The sequence below is a fragment of the Streptomyces sp. NPDC088746 genome (assembly GCF_044751065.1).
GTDB lineage: Bacteria > Actinomycetota > Actinomycetes > Streptomycetales > Streptomycetaceae > Streptomyces.
The window spans coordinates 731,656-747,683 of record NZ_JBIVLA010000002.1; the positions used below are offsets into that span (position 1 = coordinate 731,656).

At 70.3% G+C, this 16,028-nt stretch carries 15 protein-coding genes; 14 read left to right on the plus strand and 1 reads right to left on the minus strand.

The window, feature by feature from the left end:
- The first annotated feature begins 41 nt into the window (after nucleotides 1-41).
- From ACIP63_RS10865 to ACIP63_RS10885, 5 genes are all read left to right on the plus strand, one after another.
- Nucleotides 42-1,094, plus strand: coding sequence for a sugar kinase (locus tag ACIP63_RS10865; protein WP_401513517.1), 1,053 nt, complete (start codon nucleotides 42-44; stop codon nucleotides 1,092-1,094).
- Nucleotides 1,091-1,849: an IclR family transcriptional regulator gene (locus tag ACIP63_RS10870; RefSeq protein WP_401513520.1), complete on the plus strand. Its 759-nt coding sequence runs from the start codon at nucleotides 1,091-1,093 to the stop codon at nucleotides 1,847-1,849. The genes ACIP63_RS10865 and ACIP63_RS10870 overlap by 4 nt, the downstream gene beginning before the upstream one ends.
- Nucleotides 1,850-1,855: 6 nt before the next feature.
- Nucleotides 1,856-2,266 (plus strand): RidA family protein, encoded by a 411-nt coding sequence (locus ACIP63_RS10875; RefSeq protein ID WP_104788630.1) that lies wholly within the window; start codon nucleotides 1,856-1,858, stop codon nucleotides 2,264-2,266.
- Nucleotides 2,267-2,421: 155 nt separating this feature from the next.
- The gene (locus ACIP63_RS10880) at nucleotides 2,422-3,897 is read left to right on the plus strand and encodes a GntP family permease (RefSeq protein ID WP_401513524.1); all 1,476 of its coding nucleotides are present in this window, start codon (nucleotides 2,422-2,424) and stop codon (nucleotides 3,895-3,897) included.
- Between the two features lie 86 nt (nucleotides 3,898-3,983).
- A complete protein-coding gene (locus ACIP63_RS10885) occupies nucleotides 3,984-5,288 on the plus strand; it encodes an Nramp family divalent metal transporter (RefSeq protein WP_401513527.1) in 1,305 nt (434 codons plus the stop codon).
- A 64-nt stretch (nucleotides 5,289-5,352) separates the two neighbouring features.
- Here the strand turns inward: ACIP63_RS10885 and ACIP63_RS10890 are convergent, their stop codons facing one another.
- Nucleotides 5,353-7,086, minus strand: a complete 1,734-nt coding sequence (locus ACIP63_RS10890; RefSeq protein ID WP_401513530.1) for a chitinase — start codon at nucleotides 7,084-7,086, stop codon at nucleotides 5,353-5,355.
- 560 nt (nucleotides 7,087-7,646) lie between these two features.
- On the opposite strand from ACIP63_RS10890, the gene ACIP63_RS10895 reads away from it, so the two are divergent.
- From ACIP63_RS10895 to ACIP63_RS10935, 9 genes are all read left to right on the plus strand, one after another.
- A complete protein-coding gene (locus tag ACIP63_RS10895) occupies nucleotides 7,647-8,513 on the plus strand; it encodes a hypothetical protein (protein WP_401513532.1) in 867 nt (288 codons plus the stop codon).
- An 84-nt stretch (nucleotides 8,514-8,597) separates the two neighbouring features.
- Entirely contained in the window at nucleotides 8,598-9,302 is a 705-nt protein-coding gene (cpaB, locus tag ACIP63_RS10900; protein ID WP_401513534.1) for a Flp pilus assembly protein CpaB, read from the plus strand.
- Between the two features lie 7 nt (nucleotides 9,303-9,309).
- On the plus strand, nucleotides 9,310-10,584 hold the full coding sequence (locus tag ACIP63_RS10905; RefSeq protein WP_401513537.1) for an AAA family ATPase: 1,275 nt from the start codon (nucleotides 9,310-9,312) through the stop codon (nucleotides 10,582-10,584).
- Complete coding sequence (locus tag ACIP63_RS10910) at nucleotides 10,581-10,997, plus strand: TadE family protein (RefSeq protein WP_401513539.1); 417 nt, start codon at nucleotides 10,581-10,583, stop codon at nucleotides 10,995-10,997. The genes ACIP63_RS10905 and ACIP63_RS10910 overlap by 4 nt, the downstream gene beginning before the upstream one ends.
- 6 nt (nucleotides 10,998-11,003) lie before the next feature.
- Complete coding sequence (locus ACIP63_RS10915) at nucleotides 11,004-11,411, plus strand: TadE/TadG family type IV pilus assembly protein (RefSeq protein ID WP_401513542.1); 408 nt, start codon at nucleotides 11,004-11,006, stop codon at nucleotides 11,409-11,411.
- A 34-nt stretch (nucleotides 11,412-11,445) separates the two neighbouring features.
- Nucleotides 11,446-12,783 (plus strand): CpaF family protein, encoded by a 1,338-nt coding sequence (locus tag ACIP63_RS10920; RefSeq protein ID WP_401513544.1) that lies wholly within the window; start codon nucleotides 11,446-11,448, stop codon nucleotides 12,781-12,783.
- A 10-nt stretch (nucleotides 12,784-12,793) separates the two neighbouring features.
- Nucleotides 12,794-13,729: a type II secretion system F family protein gene (locus ACIP63_RS10925; protein WP_401513547.1), complete on the plus strand. Its 936-nt coding sequence runs from the start codon at nucleotides 12,794-12,796 to the stop codon at nucleotides 13,727-13,729.
- A 13-nt stretch (nucleotides 13,730-13,742) separates the two neighbouring features.
- Nucleotides 13,743-14,630: a DUF5936 domain-containing protein gene (locus tag ACIP63_RS10930; protein WP_401513550.1), complete on the plus strand. Its 888-nt coding sequence runs from the start codon at nucleotides 13,743-13,745 to the stop codon at nucleotides 14,628-14,630.
- 11 nt (nucleotides 14,631-14,641) lie between these two features.
- Nucleotides 14,642-15,976, plus strand: a complete 1,335-nt coding sequence (locus ACIP63_RS10935; protein WP_401513553.1) for a sensor histidine kinase — start codon at nucleotides 14,642-14,644, stop codon at nucleotides 15,974-15,976.
- Nucleotides 15,977-16,028 lie beyond the last annotated feature (52 nt).

The window sequence follows — 16,028 nt, forward strand, 5'->3', positions numbered from 1 at the left end:
GTGACCACCGGCGCCCGACGACCGACCACGAGGAGCCCAGAGTGCCCGGATCCGCAGCCAGGACAGCCACCGCGGACGTCGTCTGCCTCGGCGAGTCCATGGTGACGTTCCTGCCCTCGCAGCCCGGCCGCCTCGCCGACGTCCCCTCCTTCGGCCGGGGCATCGGTGGTGCCGAGTCCAACGTCGCCTGCGCGCTCGCGGCGGCGGGCCACCGGGCGAAGTGGGTCGGCCGGGTCGGCGCCGACGGCTTCGGCGACCACCTCGTCGACACGATCACCGGCTACGGCGTCGACACCTCCGCCGTCCGCCGCGACCCGGGCCGCCCCACCGGCATCTACTTCCGCACGGCGACGGACCGGGCCACCGACACCCACGAGGTCGCCTACTACCGGGCCGGCTCCGCCGCCTCCGCGATGTCCCCGCACAACGTGCCGTACGAGGACCTCCTCGACACCCGCGTCCTGCACCTGTCCGGCATCACCGCCGCGCTCTCCGCCGACTGCCTGGCCCTCCTCCACGACCTCACCGCCCCCCGCGACGGCCGCCCCCTGATCTCCTTCGACGTCAACCACCGCCCCGGCCTGTGGCGCGACGGCGAGGCCGGCCCGGAGGTCCTGCTCGACCTCGCCCGCCGCAGCGACCTCGTCTTCGTCGGCGAGGACGAGGCGGAGGAGGCCTGGGGCGTCCACGGCACCGAAGCCGTCCGCGCCGCTCTCCCGGAGCCGGACGTCCTCGTCGTCAAGCGCGGCTCGGACGGTGCCACGGTCTTCTCCAGGACCGGGAGCGGCGCGGACACCGTCACCACCGTCCCCTCCCTTCGCGTCGACGTCGTCGCCGCCGTCGGCGCGGGCGACGCCTTCGCCGCGGGCTTCCTCTCCGCGACCCTGCGCGACCTGCCCGTACGCGACCGTGCCCGGCACGGCCACCTCATGGCCGCCGCCGTCCTCACCGTCCCCGGCGACCTCACCGGCCCCCCGCCCCGGGCGTACGCCGACCGGCTCGCCGCCCTGGACGACGAGGCCTGGGGCACACTTCGTCTCGGCCCCGGCTGGACAGCCGCCGCAGGGGCGAACGAGGAGGTACGAGTCACATGAGCCAGACCGTCGACCGCGCGCTGAGCATCCTGCCGCTGCTCGCCCAGGGCCCCGCCGACCTCGGCCAGGTCGCCGAGCGGCTCGGGGTCCACAAGTCCACGGCGCTGCGCCTGCTCCGTACGCTCCACGAGCACGGACTGGTCTACCGCCAGGAGGACCAGCGCTACCGCCTCGGCGCCCGGCTCTTCGCCCTCGCGCAGGAAGCCGTCGAGAACCTCGACGTACGCGAGATCGCCCACGGCCACCTCGTCGCACTCAACGAGCAGTGCGGGCACACCGTCCACCTCGCGGTGTACGAGGAGAACGAGGTCCTCTACATCGACAAGGTCGAGAGCCGCTACCCCGTGCGGATGTACTCACGGATCGGCAAACCCGTCGCGATCACCGTCGCCGCGGTCGCCAAGCTGCTCCTCGCCGACCTCGCCGAGCCCGAACGGCGCGCCATCGCCGAACGGCTCGACTACCCCATGTACACGTCCCGTTCGCTCCCGAACGCCGGCGCCTTCCTCAAGGAACTCGCCGTCGTACGCGAACAGGGCTGGGCCACCGACCTCGGCGGCCACGAGGAGTCCATCAACTGCGTCGGCGCCCCCATCCGGGGCGCGGACGGGCGCGTCGTCGCGGCCATGTCGGTGTCCGCGCCGAACGTGGTCGTCACGGCCGAGGAACTCCTCACCCTGCTCCCCCTGGTGCGCCGCACCGCGGAGACCATCAGCCGGGAGTACTCCGGCACCGCCCCCACCAAGAAAGCCTGAACCGCCATGACCGAGAAGACCGCCCTCACCCCCAGCACCCACACCGCCCCGCCCGCCAAGTTCTCGCACGGCGTGAAGAAGGGCAACATCCTCCAGGTCGCCGGTCAGGTCGGCTTCCTGCCCGCCGTCGAGGGCCAGGCCCCCACCCCGGCCGGTCCGACGCTGCGCGAGCAGACCCTCCAGACCTTCGCCAACGTCAAGGCGATCCTGGAGGAGGGCGGCGCGAGCTGGGACGACGTGATGATGATGCGCGTCTACCTCACGGACGTCGACCACTTCGCCGAGATGAACGCCATCTACAACGAGTACTTCGAGGAGCAGGGCCTCAAGGCCCCCGCCGCCGCACGTACGACGGTGTACGTCGGACTGCCCAAGGGCCTGCTCATCGAGATCGACGCGCTCGCGGTCCTCGGCTGATCATCTGATCCGCCGGCCCGGCGATCCGCCCCCGGAGAGCCGGCACCCCTGAACCGCCACCTCACGGCACGGCGCCCCACCCCTTCCCCCGAGGGGCGCCGTGCCGCGCTCCTCCCTGCCCCGAAGGACCCCGTCACCAACGGAGTTGACCGCTCATGCTGCTCGCCGCCGCCGCCCCCGCCCCCGAAGCGCCACCCCACACCGGTGGACTGCTGCTCCTGATCGGCGGTACGCCCGGTCTGCTGACCGTCGCCGCCCTCGGGATAGCGCTCCTGCTCGTCCTGATCATCAAGGTCAGGCTGCAGCCGTTCGTCGCGCTGCTCGCCGTGTCCATAGCCGTCGGCCTGGGTGCCGGACTCTCCGTCACCGAACTCTTCGGCACGGTCCAGAAGTCGGCCGCCGTCTCGGTCATCGAATCCGGCATGGGCGGCATCCTCGGGCACGTCGCGATCATCATCGGCCTCGGCACGATGCTCGGCGCCATCCTGGAGGTGTCCGGCGGCGCGGAGGTCCTCAGCGCCCGCCTGCTGAACCTCTTCGGCGAGAAGCGCGCCCCGCTCGCCATGGGCCTCACCGGCCTCATCTTCGGCATCCCGGTCTTCTTCGACGTCGGCATCTTCGTCCTCGCGCCGATCGTCTACGCCGCCGCCAAGCGCTCCGGCAAGTCGGTCGTCCTGTACGCGATGCCCCTGCTGGCCGGCCTCTCGATGACCCACGCGTTCCTGCCCCCGCACCCCGGGCCGGTCGCCGCGGCGGGCCTGTTCAACGTCTCCCTCGGCTGGGTCATCCTGATGGGCGCCGTGGTCGGCATCCCGTCCGTCCTCGCCGCCTGGGGATACGCCGCCTGGATCGGCAAGCGCATCTTCGTCGAGGTCCCGCAGGACATGGTCGAGGCGGCCGCCGAGGCCAAGGCCGCGGTCGTCGCCGAGCAGCGCGCCGCCGGTGTCACCCCCCACGAGAAGCCCGTCCCGCTCGGCACGGTGCTCGCGATCATCGGTACGCCGCTGATCCTCATCCTGGCCGCGACGTTCTCCTCCATCGCGCTCGACCCGTCGACCCCGCGCTCCGTCATCGAGTTCTTCGGCAACCCCTTCGTCGCACTGACGATCGCCCTGCTGCTCGCCTACTACCTGCTGGGCATCCGCCGGGGCTGGTCCCGCAAGTCCCTCGAATCGGTCTCCACGTCCTCGCTGAAGCCCGTCGGCAACATCCTGCTGGTCGTCGGCGCGGGCGGCATCTTCGGAGCCGTGCTGAAGGGCAGCGGCATCGCCGACGCGCTCGCCGACACCTTCAACGACGTGGGCCTGCCGGTCATCCTGCTCGCCTGGCTGATCTCCGTCGTCCTGCGGGTCGCGCAGGGCTCGGCGACGGTCGCGATCGTCACCACCGCCGGCATCGTCGTCCCGCTCGTCGAGGGCCAGGACATGTCGCAGGCCCACCTCGCGCTGATCATCATGGCGATCTCGGCGGGCTCCATCTTCGCCTCGCACGTCAACGACGGCGGATTCTGGATGGTCTCGAAGTACTTCGGCATCTCCGAGCGCGACACCCTGAAGACCTGGACGGTCCTGGAGACGGTCCTCTCGGTCGCGGGCTTCGTCGTCGCGGCGGCGCTGAGCCTGGTGATCTAGGAAGACGGCGTACCGGTCGGACGACAGCCCGACCGGTACGCCGCGCCCCCTTGTGCGATCCGGCGTGATGCGCTTCGTTGATCGACATGGCGGAGACAAGCGAAACCACAGGGGCGGGGGAGCTGGGCTCCCGGCCGCGTAAATCCATTTGGCGCTACATCGGGCCCGGCATCGTCGTCGCGGCCACCGGTGTCGGAGCGGGGGACCTGGTCGCGACGCTCATCGCGGGCAGCAAATTCGGCTACACCCTCATGTGGGCGGCCGTGATCGGCTGCCTCGTCAAGATCTCCCTCGCGGAGGCCGTGGGCCGCTGGCACCTCGCGACGGGCCGCACCCTCTTCGACGGCTGGCGCACCCTCGGCGGGTGGACCACGGGCTACTTCGCCGTGTACGTCGTCATCTGGGGCTTCGTGTACGGCGCGACGGCCATGTCCTCCAGCGCCCTGCCCATCGTGGCGCTCTTTCCCGACGGGCCCGGCCTGAAGACCTGGGCGATCATCACCGGGCTGGTCGGCCTGGTCTTCGTCTGGTTCAACCAGTACGCCGTCTTCGAGAAGGTCATGACCGTCCTGATCGGCGTGATGTTCATCGTCGTGGTCTACGTCGCGATCCGGGTGTCGCCGGACATCGGCGCCTCCTTCGCCGGGCTGCTCCCCGTCCTCCCGGACGGCTCGCTGGTCTACACGCTCGGGCTGATCGGCGGCGTCGGCGGCACCATCACCATGGCGGCGTACGGGTACTGGGTGAACGCGAAGGGATGGTCCGACAGCTCCTGGATGAAGGTGATGCGGATCGACAACCGGGTCGCCTACATCACGACCGGCATCTTCGTCGTCGCGATGCTCATCGTCGGCGCGGAGCTGCTGCACTCCTCGCAGATCGCGCTGACGAAGGGCGATCAGGGGCTGATCGACCTCGGCGACATCCTGGAGGACCGCTTCGGGGCGGGCACCGCGAAGCTCTTCCTGGTCGGGTTCTTCGCCGCGTCGTTCTCGTCGCTCATCGGTGTGTGGCACGGCGTGAGCCTGATGTTCGCCGACTTCGTGGAGCGGATCCGGGCCGCTCGCGGTGGAACGGACGAGGAGAAGGCGACCGGCGAGACGGTCGGCCGGCAGGAGCGGTCCGTGCCCTTCCGGGCGTATCTGCTCTGGCTGACCTTCCCGCCGATGACGCTGCTGTGGCTGGACGAACCCTTCGGGCTGGTCATCGGCTACGGGGTGCTGGGCGCGTTCTTCATGCCGTTCCTGGCCCTGACCCTGCTGTGGCTGCTCAACTCGTCCCGTACGCCGAGGGAATGGCGCAACGGCTGGCTGAGCAACGGGATGCTGGGCGCCGCGGGACTGCTGTTCGTCGTGCTCTGCGTCAAGCAGGTGATCGACCTGCCCTGGTGACGGCGGCGTACGCAGCAGCGCCGCCGGGGGAGCGGCGGCGCTGCTGGACCGAAGGGCCTTCGCGTTACGGGAGGCCGTGGACGTGCGGGCCGACCGCCTTGGACCAGGCGTTGCCCGCCGTGGCGTCCCAGTTCGTGGACCAGGTCATCGCGCCGCGCAGGTCCGGGTAGGTCCTGGACGGCTTGAAGGAGCCGCAGCCCGTGCCCTTGGCCAGGCAGTCCAGGGCCGCGTTCACGACGGACGGGGCGACGTAGCCGCTGCCCGCGCCGCGGGTGGAGGCGGGGACGCCGAGGCCGACCTGGGACGGGGCGAGGCCGCCCTCCAGCTGGATGCAGGCGAGCGCGGTGAGGAAGTCGACCGAACCCTGCGAGTAGACCTTGCCGTCGCAGCCCAGCATCGAACCGCTGTTGTAGTACTGCATGTTGACGACGGTCAGGATGTCCTTGATGTTGAGCGCCGTCTTGAAGTACTCACCGGACGTGGACTGCATGTCGATGGTCTGCGGGGCCATCGTGATGACGAGGCCGGAGCCCGCCTTCGACGACAGGGAGCGCAGGGCCTTCGTCATGTAGGTGGAGTTGAGGCCGTTCTCCAGGTCGATGTCGACGCCGTTGAAGCCGTACTCCTGGATGAGCGCGTACACCGAGTCCGCGAAGGCGGTGGCGGAGGCGTCGCTGTTGACGGCGACGGACCCCTTCTCGCCACCGACGGAGATGATGACGTTCTTTCCGGCGGCCTGCTTGGCCTTGATGTCGGCCTTGAACTGGTCGACGGTGTAGCCGTTCAGCCCCGCCGAGTCCAGGTTGAAGGTGACGGCGCCGGGCGTGGCCGTGGCGTCCGCGAAGGAGACCGCGATGATGTCGTAGTCGGCCGGGACGTCGCTGAGCTTCTGGACGGTGGCGCCGTTGTTGAAGTTCTGCCAGTAGCCGGTCACCGCGTGCTTGGGGACCGATGTCGTCGGGCCGGGGCCCGGGTCGGTGGCCTTCGCCGTACGTCCGCTGACGGTCGCCGACCTGACGGACTCACCGGCGGCGTTCGTCGCGCTGACGGAGAACTGGTACGCGGTGTCCGCGGCGAGACCGGTCACCGTCGCGGAGGTGCCGGTGGTGGTGGTCGCCTTCGTGCCGCCGCGGTAGACGGTGTAGCCGGTGGCGCCGGAGACGGCGTTCCAGTTCAGGGTGACGGAGGAGGTGGTCGTCGTGGCGACGGCCAGCCCGGCGGGTGCCCCGGGGATCGCGGGCCCCGGGTCCGTGCCACCGCCGCCGTCGGGTCCGCTCACCTCGACGTCGTCCGCGAGGTAGGCGGCCTGGCCGTACCAGCCGTGGGTGTAGACGGTCACCGAGGTGGTGGAGGGGCCGGTGGTGAAGGTGGTCCGCAGCTGGGTCCAGCTGCTGGAGCCGGGCGACCAGGTGGAGACGTCGGTCGTGCCCGTGCCGCTCGCGCCGAGATAGGCGTAACCGCCCTGTACCCAGGAGCTCAGCGTGTAGGTGGAGCTGGGCTTCACGGCGACGCTCTGGGTGCACTTGGCGTTGTCCTGGCCCGCGGGAGTGGCCTTGAGCGCGGAGGAGCCGCCGTGCACGGGGGAGGTGACCGTGGCGCCGCTGCCCCCGGAACAGGTCCAGTTGGCGAGCCCGGACTCGAACCCGGCGTTCCTGGCCACGTTGACGTCGGCCGCCTGTGCGGTGCCGACGAGCCCGGTGACGCCCAGCGCCCCCGCCGCGACCACGGCGACGGTCCCGCCGAGGAGCGGCCGGACCCGGCGTCTTCTGTGCCTGCTGCTGCCTGCGGAGCGTTCCACTTGCTGCCTCCGGTGGGGGAGTTGGGGGTGCTGGCGGGAACGGTGGCCACCGTTGGCCGATAAACTGGTCCAGACCAATCAAGTTGTCAAGACCTCTGGTGGTCCCGATGCCTGCGGCGGGGCGGACCCGGAGGGGCGACAAGGGTGCGCGCCCACCTTCGGGTGACCGTTCCGGGTCGCGCGGACCCACTCGCACGGGTGACTCGGTCGGAACGCGTCGAGCGTGACGGAGTGGATATCGCGGAGGGCCGCGGAAAGCGGCCGCAATCCGTTCTGACGTGGGCGGATGAATTCCCGGGGATTTCAAACCCGCTCGGCCGCGGTAACTCTGCGCAGTGGTGCAGGAGTTAACCACCTTGCTTTTCGTCCGATTTCGTACGGAGGCGTAGCGAACGCCTGTGCCGTACCGTCTTCGTACCGGGTTCCGATATCTGTTCTCTGCCTGGTCCGACGTGGCTAAAGTGCTGGGGAAGAAGCACGGAGCAGGAGCGATTGCGGCCGGAGTCCCCCCGACGACGGCCGGAGCCGGAACGGGGAAGAGCGTGCCGACCGCAATAGCAGTGACCAGTGCTGATCTCGTGCTACCGCCGACCGATCAGCAGACACCCACAGCGGCGCTGCTCCAGGCACCCGAAGCCCAGCCCCTCGACCTCGCGATCGGTGACATGAACCTGCTCCTGGAGCAGCACGGTTACGTGATCGCCGTCTATCCCACCGGCCTCGGCCCCGCACACGAACGCAGGCTCCACGCCATCCGCTCGGTCCTGGAGAGCGACCGCATCGCCCTGCTGAAGACGGACCTGCCGCCGCTCGGTGTGGCCGTCCTCGTGCGGCAGCTGCGCCAGCTCTCCATCTGCGATTTCAGCCCGGGGGTGGTGGCCTCGGCGGCCCGGCTGCTCGCCCACTACATCCACGCCGGAGCCCTGCTGAACTCGGTGGCGAGGCTCGACATGGTCCCCGTCAGCCTCAAGACCCACGCCAAGTCCTGGCTGCCGGGATCCCAGTTCGCCGTGCTCGCCGGCCCCAGCCCTCAGCTGATCAGGATCGGCCAGGCGGCCGAACTGCCGGCCGGGCCGCCGTTCGCCACACAACTGCTGGTCGCCAAAGGCCAGTTGACATCGGAATGGGTCCAGCAGACGCTTGCGCCGGCCTGGGGGGTACAGGCCATTCAGGAGTGTGCGTTGCCTTCCGGTTCGCCGCGCTGGTGGGGCACCGGGAAGCTGGTGGAATTCGCCTCCTTCCTTCCGGACATCTCCGTGATCTACCAGCTCGTTTCCTCCGTACGCCGGGAAAGCTGCCACTGGTGCGGAATGGAGCTCATCGGCGACCGCTGCGGGTTCTGTTCCTCCCCGCTGGCACCGCCGGAGAACCGAATGCACTCCCCGGGTGTCCTGAGTCCTGGCGCGGCCGCGCCACCGGGCACCTAGCGTGCCCCGGGCTCTCCGCAGACACCGCGCATCCCTTTCCGTCCGCTGCTCCACGCATCCGAATCGAACGAGGTTGTCCGGCCCATGAACTCCCGCCAGCGCCGCGGCGTGATACTCCTGCTCCTGTCGGTCCTGTGCGCCTTCGGTGCCTTCGCCGGGGTGCTCTCGGTGATCAGCGACGTCAACTCCAAGGTCGGGCCCGAGGTCGACGCCTACCGGCTCAAGAAGGACGTGGCCCCGTACACGGACCTCTCCGCCGGGCAGTTCGAGAAGGTCTCCATGCCCAAACGCTGGCTGTCGGACAACGCCGTCACGGACATCGACGAGGTCGACGGCAAGATCGCGGTCACCGAGCTGCAAGCGGGTTCCCTGATGCAGTCCGACATGATGGTGCGGAGCCCGGAGCTGAGGCCGGGCGAGCAGGAGATCGCCATCATGATCGACGCCGCGACGGGCGTCGCGGGCAAGATCCGGCCGAACGACAAGGTGAACATCTACGCCACGTTCGCGGGCGAGCGCGACGGCGAGGTCTCCCAGTCCAAGGTCATCGTCTCCAACGCCAAGGTGCTCGACGTCGGTGAACTGACCGCCCTGGACCCGAAGAAGGACGACAGGAACCAGGCGACCGAGGCCGTGCCGATCACCTTCGCGCTCAACACCCTCGACACCCAGCGCGTCGCGTACGCGGAGTCCTTCGCCCAGCACGTGCGTCTCGCACTGATCGCCCCCGGCAGCGACGGCACCATCCGTCCGGGCGACCGGACCTACACGCTCGACAAGGACAAGTGAGGGTCGGATGACCACCAGAATCCTCCCGGCGGTCGGTGACCCCGACGCGGCCAGGTCCGTCACCACCCTGCTCAGCCAGCTCCCGGACGCGGAGCCGGCCGCTCCGGTCGGCGACTCGACGCAGCTCATCGACACCCTCGCCCGCCTCGCCGGCGAGTCCATCGAGGAACTGCCCGAGGTCGTGCTGGTCCACGAGGGGATCGGCCCGGTGCCCGCCCTGGAGCTGATCCGGGAGGTGTCCCTGCGCTTCCCCGCCGTGGGGGTCGTGCTGATCACCGCCGACGCGAGCCCCGGCCTCTTCGCCGCGGCCATGGACGCGGGAGCACGGGGCCTGGTCACCCTCCCCCTGAGCTACGAGGAGATCGCCAACCGGGTGCAGGCCGCCGCGCAGTGGTCCACCGGCGTACGACGTCACCTCGGGGCGGGCGGCGATGTGTTCACCGGCCCCGGCGGCACGGTCGTCACGGTCACCGGGGCCAAGGGCGGGGTCGGGACGACCCTCACCGCCGTGCAGCTGGCCCTGGCCGCGCAGGCCTCCGGGCGCACGGCAGCGCTCGTCGACCTGGACCTCCAGACCGGTGACGTCGCCGCCTACCTCGACGTGCAGTTCCGGCGTTCCGTCGTCGACCTCGCGGCCATCGCCGACATATCACCGCGCGTCCTCTCCGACGCCGTGTTCTCCCACACCACCGGCCTGGCGCTGCTGCTGGCGCCGGGGGAGGGCGAACGCGGCGAAGAGGTCAGCGACCGGTCGGCCCGACAGATCGTCAGCGCGCTGCGCTCGCGCTACGAGATCGTCGTCATCGACTGCGGAAGCCAGATGAGCGGGGCCAACGCCGCGGCGATCGAGATGGCCGACACCGCCGTGCTGGTGACGACACCGGACGTCGTCGCCGTGCGGGGCGCCAAGCGCATCGTGCGGATGTGGGACCGGCTCCAGGTCCGCAAGGCCGAGGAGACGGTGATCCTCGTCAACCGCTTCAACCGCAACACGGAGATCCAGCCCGCCCTGATCCAGCGGATCACCGGGACCCGGATGGCGGGCACGGCGGTCCCGGCGAACTTCAAGGAGCTCCAGGGCGCCGTGGACTCGGGCCGGATGCACGAGCTGGACCCACGCTCCACCGTGAAACAGGCCCTCTGGGCCCTGGCGGGAGAGCTCGGACTCGTGAAGCCTTCGCAGGGAGCGGAGTCGCGCGGCGGCATGCTGCGCGGCGACCGGGGCTCGATCGGGGGCCGCAAGCGCAAGGGCGGCACGACCAGCGGGGGAGGCCGACAGTGACGAGGGACGCGGGAGAGCCGGGCCGGATACGGACATGGCTGAGACGTGACCACGGGCAGCTGAGCGTCGAGTTCACCGGGATGGTGCCCATCATCCTGGTGACCCTGGTGCTGCTCTGGCAGGCGGTCCTGGTGGGCTACACGTTCACGCTGGCGAGCGGAGCGGCGGACGAAGGCGTACGCAAAGCGGTCGCCGCGGGGGCGTGGGACATGCAGAGCAGATGCCGGGAGGCCGTGCACGAACGGCTTCCGAGCGCCTGGGACGAGACCGTCGAGACGATCGACTGCAGAGGGCCGGAATCGGACATGGTCAAGGCCACCGTCAGGCTGAAGGCCCCCGTCCTCTTCCCCGGCTTCGCCAGCCTCCCCATCCCCGTCACGGCAACGGCCGGCGCGGCCGCGGAAGGGAAGTGACGCGTCATGGCACCCGTACGCATCCCCTGCGCGGCCGGCCGGAGACCGGGAAGCGCCAGGGCCAGAGGCAGGGACCGCGGCTCGACCGCCATCGAGTACCTCGGCTTCCTCCCCGTCCTCATCCTCATCGGCCTCGCCGGCATCCAGCTCGGCCTGATCGCCTACACCGCCCAGCAGGCGGGCACCGCGGCCAGGGCCGCCGCGCGTACCGCCGCGCAGGAGGACGTGTCCGGGTCCTACGCGCAGGTGGGAAGGGCGTCCATGACCAGCTGGGTCGCCGATCGCTCCCAGATCTCGCCGCCCGCGGGGGGCGACGCGGTCACGGTCACGGTCACCGTCAAGATCCCCGACATCCTGCTCGGCCTGCTCGGTGACCGGACCGTCGAGAAGTCCGCCACCATGCCCCGCGACTAGGCACCCCGCCCATCCCATCCGAGGAGTACCACCCATGAGCCTGCGGGCACGCATCACCGCCCCCGAGGAGCGCGGAGGGGGACGGGAGGACGGCCACCTGGTCGCGACGTACCGCGCCAAGCTCCTCGAGGAGATCGACCTCGCGGAGATGTCCTCGCTGGCCACGGCGGACCGCCGCGCCCGGCTCGAACGCGTGCTGGGCCACATCATCAGCCGTGAGGGCCCGGTCCTCTCCACCGTCGAACGCTCCCAGCTCATCCGGCGCGTCGTCGACGAGGCGCTCGGACTCGGCGTCCTCGAACCGCTCCTGGAGGACGCCTCCATCACGGAGATCATGGTCAACGGACCCGACCAGATCTACGTCGAACGAGCGGGCAGGGTCGAGCAGCTCCCCCTGCGCTTCGCCAGCCACGAGCAGCTGATGCAGACCATCGAGCGCATCGTCTCCACCGTCAACCGGCGTGTGGACGAGGCCAACCCGATGGTGGACGCCCGCCTCCCCAGCGGTGAGCGCGTCAACGTCATCATCCCGCCGCTCTCCCTCACCGGCGCGACGCTCACCATCCGGCGCTTCCCCAGGTCCTTCTCGCTCCAGGAGATGATCAGCTTCGGCTCGCTGGACCAGCACATGCTGCTGCTGCTCGCCGGGCTCGTCCAGGCCAAGTTCAACGTGATCGTCTCCGGGGCCACGGGCACCGGGAAGACCACGCTGCTCAACGCGCTCTCCGGACTCATCCCCGAGGGCGAGCGGATCGTCACCATCGAGGACTCCGCCGAACTCCAGCTCCAGCAGAAGCACGTGATCCGGCTGGAGTCGCGTCCCGCGAACGTGGAGGGGAAGGGCCAGATCACCATCCGCGACCTGGTCCGCAACTCCCTGCGTATGCGCCCCGACCGCATCGTCGTCGGTGAGGTCCGAGGCGGTGAGTCGCTCGACATGCTCCAGGCGATGTCGACCGGCCACGACGGTTCGCTGGCCACCGTCCACGCCAACAGCGCCGAGGACGCGCTGATGCGGCTCCAGACCCTCGCCTCGATGTCCGAGATCAAGATCCCCTTCGAGGCCCTGCACGACCAGATCAACAGCGCCGTGGACGTGATCGTCCAGCTGACCCGGCACGCCGACGGCAGCAGGAGGGTCACCGAGATCGCGGTGCTCGACTCGCACGGCCGTGACCCGTACAAGATCGTCACCGTCGCCCGGTTCGACGCCCGGCCGATGGACACCGACGGCCTGATCCACGGTGACTTCCAGGCCCTCCCGCTCCCGCGTCGTATCGCCGACCGGCTCTACATGGCCGGACAGCCGATCCCCCAGGCCTTCGGGGTCGCCCCGTCAGACGAATACCTCGCCACCCGAGAGGCCAGATAGGTACCCCGACATGGACAACCTCGCACCCCTCACCCTCGGCGTCACGCTGCTGTGCGGCGTACTCGGCGTCCTGGGCCTGCACGCCTACACCTCGGGCAAGGCCCAGCGCGAAGCCCTCGTCGACCGGCTCTCCTCGACCGGCCAGATCGACCTGGGCCCGCAGCGCCGCTTCCGGGGGGTCGACCGCCGGCTGCGCCGTACGAAACTGGGCAAGAAGATCGAGCTGAAGCTCGCGGCCACCGGCCTCGACGTCACTCCGGGCGAGTACTTCCTCTACGTCGTGGCCGGGGTGGTGGCCCTGTGGCTCATCGCGGCCTCCGTCCTGGCCTCGTTCTTCGGACCGCTCGCCGGGCTCGCCGGGATCTGGGCCGCCAACACCTTCCTGAACTGGCACCGCACCAAGCGCACCGAGGCCTTCATCAGCCAGCTGCCGGAAATCTCCAGGGTGCTGGCCAACGCCACCCAGGCCGGGCTCGCCCTGCGCACCTCCATCGCCATGGCCGCCGACGAACTCGAAGCGCCCGCGGGCGACGAACTTCGCATCGTCGCCGACCAGCTGGGTGTGGGCCGCACGCTCGACGACGCGCTGGACGAGCTCGCCACCCGCCTGCCCTCCCGCGAACTGGTCGTCCTCGTCGCCACCCTCATCCTCTCCAACCGGGCCGGCGGCCAGGTCGTCTCCTCGCTGCGCAACCTCACCATCACCCTGGAGGAGCGCAAGGAGACCCGGCGCGAGGTCCGCACCCAGCTCTCGCAGATCAACGCCACCGCGTACGCCGTCCCCGCCATCGGCGTCGGCGCGATGCTCCTCGTCAACACGATGCTCCCGGGAGCACTCGACCGCATGACGGGATCGTTCGCCGGCCAGGTCGCCGTCATCGTCTCGCTCGGCCTCTACACCGTCGGCTTCATCGCCATCCGCCGCATTTCCAAGATCGATATCTGAGGAGGGGACCGATATGGAACTGCTGCTCGCTCTCGTCGTCGGCCTCAGTGTGTTCGGCGTCTTCAAGGGTGTACGGATGTACCGCGCCGAGGCCACCCTCCCCGGCGACCTCGCGCTCGCCCTGGAGGTGGGCTCGACCCGCACCACCGCGGTGGGCTCCGGCATCGACCGTCTCGGAATGCGCTGGGCGCCCCTCGTGCTCCGCCTGATGGGACCCAAGAAGGTCAACGACAAGCGCCGCAAGATCGACATGGCGGGCAACCCAGGCGGCCTCACCATCGACCGCTACGCCGCCCGCCGTGCCGTCTACAGCATCCTCGGCGGCACCGCCGCCTTCGTCATGCTCACCAGCGGCCAGTTCTTCGTGGCGCTCCTCATGGTCGCCTTCGGGCTCTTCTGGGGCGAGGTCGGCATCTGGGCCGCCGTCCGCAAGCGCCGTGACGACATCGACCGCACGCTCCCCGACTTCCTGGACGTCCTCGCCGTCGTCGTCTCCGCCGGGCTCGGCTTCCGGCAGGCACTGGACCGGGTCTCGGACAAGTACAAGGGCCCGTGGGCCGACGAACTGCGCATCACCCTGCGCCAGATGGACATGGGTGTCAGCCGCCGCCAGGCCTTCGACGAGCTGCGCAGACGCAACGACTCCGACCAGGTCGCCATGTTCGTCACCGCGCTCCAGCAGGGTGAGGAACTGGGCGCGCCCATCGTCGACACCCTCATCGCCATCGCCAACGACATGCGCCGCACCGACGCGCAGAACGCCCGGCGGAAGGCGGCCAAGGCGGTCCCCAGGGCCACCCTGATGGTGACCACGTTCATGATCCCCGCGACCGTGATCCTCATGGGCGCCGCCATGCTGCTCGGATCCGGCACCAACTTCGGGTCCCTGACGGGGGAGTGAGCGACGGGCCGATGACGATCTCCCTGCAGCCGGGACCGGAGCCCGCGGACCCCCGCCACACGCTGTCCACCCCGGTGGGGCCCGCGCCCACGGTCTCCATCCAGGTCAACGCCCTCCAGGCGCTGGCCCGCCAGGTGTTCCTCTTCCGGCTCGCCATGATCGCCATCGGCACCCCCCAAGCGGTCGACAACAGCGCCCCGGGGCTCGCCGGCTGGCTCGTGGGATCGGCGGTCCTGGTGACGTTCGTCGGCTCGTACGCCCTCTACCGCGACTGGGAGCGCTTCGGGCCGCTCCTCGTGCGCTACCCGCTGCTCCTCGGGGTGGACACGGTCTTCGGTGCGCTGCTCCTGTTCACCGCCACCCCCGAGTCGACCCTCGGTTACGCGGTCGTCTGCACCCCGCTGCTCGCCGGACTGCTCTACGGCTGGCGCGTCGCCGGCGTCTTCGCCGTCGTGCAGAGCCTGATCCTGGCCGCCGCCTTCAGCGTCGACAACCGCCCCCAGTCGAGCGTGGCCGACGTGCTCCTCCTCCCCGGCTTCTGCGTACTCGCGGGAGCCGTCGGCGTCGCCCTGCGCAATCTGATGCTCCGCGTCGGCGCGGCCAGCCAGGCGCTGACCGAGACCCGGGCCCGTCTCGCCGTCAGCGTGGCCGTCGAGGACGAACGCGCCCGGCTGGCACGGGAGATGCACGACTCCGTCGCCAAGACCCTGCACGGCCTCGCCCTGGCAGCCGACGGACTCGCCCGCTCCTCCGACCGGATGGACCCGCTCACCGTCCGGCTCCAGGCGGAACTGGTGGCCAGATCCGCCCGCCGGGCCGCCGCCGAGTCCCGCGAACTCCTCTCCGACCTGCGCCGCGAATCCGGGCTCGACGGCGGCGTCGACCTCGTCGCGGAGCTCCGCTCCAGGGCTGAGGACTTCACCCGGCGCCACGGGATGAACACCGTGTTCCGCACCCTCGGCGACACACCCGTACCCCTTGTCCCGCAGGTCGTCGCCCGGCAGCTGCTCACCGTCGCCTCCGAAGCGATGGAGAACGCCAACCGGCACGCCCACCCCACGTACCTCGTCGTCCTCGCCGGCATCAAGGGCGACGTCCTGCGCGTCAGCGTGTACGACGACGGCCAGGGCCTGCCCGCGGGCACCACGCTCGACGACCTGAGGCGGGCCGGCCACTTCGGGCTCGTCGGCATGGTGGAACGCGCGGCCTCCATCGGCGCGCGCATCCGCATCGGCAAGGGACGGGCGGCCAAGGGCACGGAGGTCCGCGTGGAACTCCCGACGGCCGCCCTCACCCCGACCGGGGCGACGGACCCGGCAGCCCGGGCCCCCGCTCCGAACCCGTAACCGCTCGCGCTCCACCGCTCCCCGCACCTTCGTCCCCACCACTCCTGAGAGG

Coding starts and splice junctions, on each gene's coding strand:
- ACIP63_RS10870 (WP_401513520.1), top strand. CDS start 1,091: ATGAGCCAGACCGTCGACCGCGCGCTGAGCATCCTGCCGCTGCTCGCC.
- ACIP63_RS10875 (WP_104788630.1), top strand. CDS start 1,856: ATGACCGAGAAGACCGCCCTCACCCCCAGCACCCACACCGCCCCGCCC.
- ACIP63_RS10880 (WP_401513524.1), top strand. CDS start 2,422: ATGCTGCTCGCCGCCGCCGCCCCCGCCCCCGAAGCGCCACCCCACACC.
- ACIP63_RS10885 (WP_401513527.1), top strand. CDS start 3,984: ATGGCGGAGACAAGCGAAACCACAGGGGCGGGGGAGCTGGGCTCCCGG.
- cpaB (WP_401513534.1), top strand. CDS start 8,598: ATGAACTCCCGCCAGCGCCGCGGCGTGATACTCCTGCTCCTGTCGGTC.
- ACIP63_RS10905 (WP_401513537.1), top strand. CDS start 9,310: ATGACCACCAGAATCCTCCCGGCGGTCGGTGACCCCGACGCGGCCAGG.
- ACIP63_RS10915 (WP_401513542.1), top strand. CDS start 11,004: ATGGCACCCGTACGCATCCCCTGCGCGGCCGGCCGGAGACCGGGAAGC.
- ACIP63_RS10920 (WP_401513544.1), top strand. CDS start 11,446: ATGAGCCTGCGGGCACGCATCACCGCCCCCGAGGAGCGCGGAGGGGGA.
- ACIP63_RS10925 (WP_401513547.1), top strand. CDS start 12,794: ATGGACAACCTCGCACCCCTCACCCTCGGCGTCACGCTGCTGTGCGGC.
- ACIP63_RS10930 (WP_401513550.1), top strand. CDS start 13,743: ATGGAACTGCTGCTCGCTCTCGTCGTCGGCCTCAGTGTGTTCGGCGTC.
- ACIP63_RS10935 (WP_401513553.1), top strand. CDS start 14,642: ATGACGATCTCCCTGCAGCCGGGACCGGAGCCCGCGGACCCCCGCCAC.